This window comes from Streptomyces sp. NPDC060205 (genome assembly GCF_042728395.1).
Lineage (GTDB): Bacteria > Actinomycetota > Actinomycetes > Streptomycetales > Streptomycetaceae > Streptomyces.
This window is the reverse complement of record NZ_JBHWZP010000479.1, coordinates 1-5398: the sequence shown is the minus strand read 5'-3', so window position 1 is coordinate 5398 and position 5398 is coordinate 1. Positions and strand designations below refer to the sequence as shown.

Genomic DNA, 5398 nt, shown 5'->3' with positions numbered 1-5398 from the left:
CGGCCTTGCGAGCCCGCCCCGCCGGCTCCGGCACCGTAGCCGGACTCGTGCCATGTCGTCAGCGCTGCAGTGTCAGCAGACCTGGACGGTAGGGCAGGAGGCCGTAGTCGCCGCCGGAGTTGGGGCTGCGGCCCTGGTAGAGAAACTGCAGATTGCAGGCATCGACGGTCATGGTCTGGTCGGAGCTGGTGCGGAGCAGCTCGCCGTGGCTGATGTCGTTGGTCCAGGTGGCGCCGCTGTTGGCTTTGCCGGCGAAGGGGTTGCTCTCGGTCGCGGCTTGGGGTGTCCACGTGCCGTTCAGGCTGGTGGCCGTGAAGGAGCGGAAGTAGCGGCCCTGCCCGCCGATCGCCTCAACGATCATCAGGTAGCGGTTCTGGCCCTGGAGCTTGTAGACCTGGGGAGCTTCGAACAGGTTGTTCGTCGTATCACTCATGACCACTGTGGAAGTCGTACCGAAGCTGCCGGGGAAGTTCCCGATCGGCATACCGGCGCGGTAGATCTTGCCGTTGTCGCCGGCGAAGAACAGGTACATATTGGTCCCGTCACCGATGAGCGTCTGGTCGATGGGCCCCGTTCCGGAGCCGGAGATGCTTCCGGAGAAGAGCACCTGCGCAGATGACCAGCCATTCGGGTTGGTGGGGTCGCTCGACGTCCGGTACGAGAAGGCGGTGCCGCCCCACTGGTAAGCGAGTACCCACACGTTCTTCGGCGCGAAATAGAAGAGCGTGGGCGCGACGGTGGGGGACGACATCGCGTTCTGGCCGGCCGAGGCCATCTCCGACCAATTGGTGAACAGGCCGAAGTTCATCGAGCCCCAGGTCGTCCCCGTGTCGTGCGTCGTCGCATAGACGAGTTGCCGCCCGTTGTAGGGGGCGACGGTGAAGTCCTTGAGGGAGACCCACCCGGACCTGGGCTGCGCCAACGCGCCCGTCGATGTCCAGCGGTATGTAGACGGCAGGTCGCACTGGCCGGGGGTATCGGCGCCGACTTTGACGAGTTGCCACTGCTGGTTGGTGCCGCCCCAATCGTCGTACTGGACGATGTTCGCGCTGTCGGCGGTGGAGGCGCCTTGCACTTCGAGAGCCTTGTTGCTGTGGCGCGAGATGAGCCTCACGTAGCCGTCCGAACTGTCGGCCAGTCGCCACTGCTGGTTGGCGCTGTTCAGGTCGGTCCACTGGACGATGGAACCGCCGTTCGCGGTGGACCAGTTGTAGAGGTCGAGCACCTTGCCGGAATGGCGGGACTTGATGCGGTAGTAGCCGTCTCCGGACTCGACGAACTGCCACTGCTGCTGACTCTGATCGTTTCTACTCCACTGCGTGATGCGGGCTCCGTCGGTGGTCGCCATGTTGTAGACGTCCAGGGCCTTACCGCTGTTGCGGTTGACCAGCACATACGAGGCGTTGGGGTCTACGGTTGCCGCGTCGGCGGGCTGGGCGCCGAGGAAGGCGGCCACGAGCAGCAGGGGTGAGAGCACGGCGAGCAAGCGTCTGGGACGAACCGGGGACGGACGGCGGAACCACATCAGGGAGCCTCCTTGAGGGTGGGGCGAGGCGACGCGGATGAGCCGAGGAGCGGCCCTGCAAGGGGACCCGGAAGAGTGTCGAAACATTCGATGATTTCCCGGATCCTTCGATGCCACAAGCTAGGAACGCGCGGCCCAACGGTCAAGGCTTGTCACGCACATGTCCACAAACGGTCCTTCGCCGCGAAGGACTTGGCGAGCAACCCCGGAGGCCGGAAGCACTCCGGCGAATAGGCGAACCGACCTTTCGATCAGGGGAACTTGGGCGGAAGTGGGAGGTCTGCGCGAGGCATTCGCACACCGATCCCCGTCTCGGCCCGGGCCTCGTGGTGCCCGCCGATGGCGACATCGCGAGCCCGCCTGTCCAGCTCGACAAGCAATCGAATGTTTCGGAGGTTATGAGGAAACTTTCTCACGGTGCGATAGCTGAAGCGGCACCGGTTCCGGTCCGCAGCTGCCACAGGCCCTTACCCGACCCCGTGAGGTGCACCAGATCCCCCATCCAGGTCGACTGGATCGGGTTCGCGCCTGCGTCGACATGGAAATTCCACGCCAACTAAGCAGTTGCTCTCAGCCAAAGCCGGGAATGCCTGGAGGGTGGCCGCCAGCTCAAGCTGACCAGGGCCACCCTCGGCCACGGACGTCTTTACGGCATGCCGCGGGTATAGCTGGACGAACACCCTGCCCTCAGAAGAAGTGCTTGCGTCCACCGACCGCGCGGCCGGACGCGCCCAGGACCCACAGGATGACACCCACCAGGATGAGGATGCCGCCGATGGTGGTGAGCAGCCCCATGCCGACAAGCAGGCCGATGAGCAGCAGAATAAGCCCAAGGATGATCATTTGAAGCTCCTGTCGTCAGGTCCGGCTCAGGCGCGTGTGCGTATGCGCTTCGCAACGGCCCAGAGTCCACTCGGTTGGTAGGCCCTGGCCCCGAACTGCACCAGGACCTCGGTGCGTTAGCCCTAGTGCCCGGCGACACGACATCCACGCACCTCCCCGACAGTTCAACAGTGAGCGGCTGGCCAAGCGGCCGATCCCTGCAACCTGCAACTCACGCTGGGCACGTGGGCATGGACGCACCCCGCGGTGACGAGAGCGGAGAGACGTGCAACGCGAGCTGACTCAAGTGAGGGTTTCGGCGCAGTGGAAGATGGTCCCTCTCCGAAGCGCCGTGGGAAAACTTTGGCCTCCGAGAGGACAGAGTATGGACGAGTTCAGAGAAAGTCCCTACTGTGTCCGTCGCGACGGCACGAGATCTCTCACGTCCCGTACGCCACTCTCCGTATCCGGTGCGACGGCGCGCACCGGCAGCGGTGGATTTTCTCACTCGTCCATCTGTGTTCCCCCATGCCGGGGAGCGAACAGGAGGCCACGTGTATCCACGGCTGTTATCCGGGCGACTCGGCAGACGCCTGGCCACGACCATCGTCACCTCGCTTCTGGCACTCGGGCTGTCCACCCCGACGGGCTCGGCCGCCCCGACCGACCGCTCCGCCAACGCTCTTCCTCCGCAGGAGCCTGGAGTCACCCTGCGTGTCTTCGACATGCAGGTGCCGCTTGAGAAGCTCTGTGAACTCAAGCCCGGCCAGACACCGAACGTCGACAAGCTGATGCCGGTGATCGACTGGTCCTCCGACGCGGACTTCGGCTTCAGCGCCAACTTCGTCTCGCAGACGATCGCCAACCTGAACGTCCCCACCGCAGGGACGTACACCTTCCGGCTCACCACCGACGACGGCTCGCGGCTCCTCATCGACGACCAACTCGTCATCAGCCACGACGGGTTGCACGGCGCCGATCCGAAGGACGGCAACGTTGTCCTGACCGCCGGATACCACTCGATCCGTATCGACCACTTCGAGAAGGACGGCGGGCAGCAGGTCACGCTCGCCTGGAAGCCACCCTCCGCCACCGGCTTCAGCGTCGTACCCAACTCGGTGCTCAGCACGGACGCCGACGTCGTCCGGGTCACGGCTCCGGGACGCAAGGAGTGCGAACTGGCCGGTGATTCACCGGGTGACGGCCTGCCCCTGACCGGCGTGCACCCGAACTACACCCTGACCAACCTGCGGCCCTCCGGGTTCGAACCGCAGGTCTCCGCCATGGACTGGCTTCCCGACGGCAGACTCGCCGTGACCACCTGGGGCGGCTCGGAGAACACCACCGGCGAGGTCTACCTGCTGAGCAACGTCACCGGAAACACCGGACCGGACAAGGTGACGTACAAGAAGGTGGCCTCGGGGCTCAAGGAGCCCATGGGCATCAAGTACGTGGACGGCAAGCTGTACGTGTCCCAGAAGCACGAACTGACCGAACTCAACGACACCAACGGCGACGAGGTCACCGACACCTACCGGCGGGTCGCCACCTGGCCCTACGGCGGCAACTTCCACGAGTTCGCGTTCGGCCTGCTCTACAAGGACGGGTTCTTCTACCTGAACCTGTCCGTGTCCATCAACTACGGCGGAGCGACGACGAATCCGCAGCCCGCAGCGAACCGTGGCAGCACGATCAAGGTCAACAAGGCTACGGGAGCTGTCAGTTACGTTGCCGGTGGGCTGCGCACCCCCAACGGCATCGGGTGGGGTCCCGAGGGTGACATCTTCGTCACCGACAACCAGGGCGGCTGGCTGCCCTCGTCGAAGCTGGTCCAGGTCAAACAGGACCGCTTCTTCAACCACTACACCAACCCGGCGGGCCCCTTCGACTCGAAGAACGTGACCAAGCCGGTCCTGTGGCTCCCCCAGAACGAGATAGCCAACTCCCCCAGCACGCCGCTGCAGTTGAGCGACGGGCCGTTCGCCGGCCAGATGCTGTTCGGCGACGTGACCTACGGCGGCATCCAGCGCGGCTACCTGGAGAAGGTCAACGACGAGTACCAGGGGGCCGTGTTCCGCCTCACCCAGGGCCTGGAAGTCGGTGTCAACCGGATCAGTGTCGGCCCCGACGGCGCCCTCTACATCGGCGGCCTCGGAGCGGACGGCAACTGGGGCCAGGAAGGCAAACTCAAGTTCGGCCTGCAGAAGCTGACACCGTCCGGCACCGGAGCCTTCGACATCCGCCAGATGCGTGCCGTCAACGGCGGCTTCGCCCTTGAATACACCCAGCCCCTGTCGAACGAGACCGCCGCCGGGCTGGCCGCGCGCTACAAGGTCAAGCAGTGGCGCTACGTACCCAGGGTCGACTACGGCGGCCCCAAGGTCGACGAGGAGACGCTGACCGTGCAGTCGGCGACCCTCTCCAGCGACCGCAAGACAGTCACCCTGGCCATCCCCGGCCTCAAGCCCAACCGGGTGGTCCACGTCCGCTCGGCCCGCCCCTTCAGCTCGGCGGATGGCAAGCAGCTGTGGAGCACCGAGGCCTGGTACACCCTCAACCAGCTCCCCGGCACCCCGTCCCGCACCGGAGAGGTGAAGGGCCTCAGCAAGTGCCTGGACGTGGACAACGCCAACACGGCCGACGGTACGAAGGTCCAGTTGTGGACCTGCAACAGCACCGCAGCCCAGGAGTGGTCCGTGCTCGGCACCGGCGCTGTTCGCGCGCTGGGCAAATGCCTGGACATCGACAACTCGGGCACGGCCGACGGCACGAAGGTGCAGCTTTACACCTGCAACGGCACCGCGGCCCAGATCTGGCAACCACAGTCCAACGGCACGCTACGCAATCCGCAGTCGGGCAAATGCCTGGACGTCACCGGCGGCGCATCGGCTGACGGCACCGCAGTCCATCTGTGGACATGTGGGAGCCAGCAGAGCCAGAAGTGGGTCATTTCATAGAGGTTCGTAGAGGTCCCACCGGATCGTAGAGGTCCCCACCGGATCCCAGAGATCCCACCCCAGGTCCCATCGGAAGGTGACAGTTCCACAGCGC

The 5398-nt window shown here is 65.1% G+C and carries 3 protein-coding genes; 1 reads left to right on the top strand and 2 read right to left on the bottom strand.

Annotation, left to right across the window (positions count from 1 at the left end; translation table 11 throughout):
* Positions 1-58: 58 nt before the first annotated feature.
* Positions 59-1525, bottom strand: a complete 1467-nt coding sequence (locus ACFWGJ_RS41385; protein ID WP_387334119.1) for a non-reducing end alpha-L-arabinofuranosidase family hydrolase — start codon at positions 1523-1525, stop codon at positions 59-61.
* Between the two features lie 687 nt (positions 1526-2212).
* The gene (locus ACFWGJ_RS41380; RefSeq protein ID WP_107016990.1) at positions 2213-2368 is read right to left on the bottom strand and encodes a hypothetical protein; all 156 of its coding nucleotides are present in this window, start codon (positions 2366-2368) and stop codon (positions 2213-2215) included.
* A 533-nt stretch (positions 2369-2901) separates the two neighbouring features.
* On the opposite strand from ACFWGJ_RS41380, the gene ACFWGJ_RS41375 reads away from it, so the two are divergent.
* Complete coding sequence (locus tag ACFWGJ_RS41375) at positions 2902-5304, top strand: ricin-type beta-trefoil lectin domain protein (RefSeq protein ID WP_387334118.1); 2403 nt, start codon at positions 2902-2904, stop codon at positions 5302-5304.
* Positions 5305-5398: the final 94 nt, after the last annotated feature.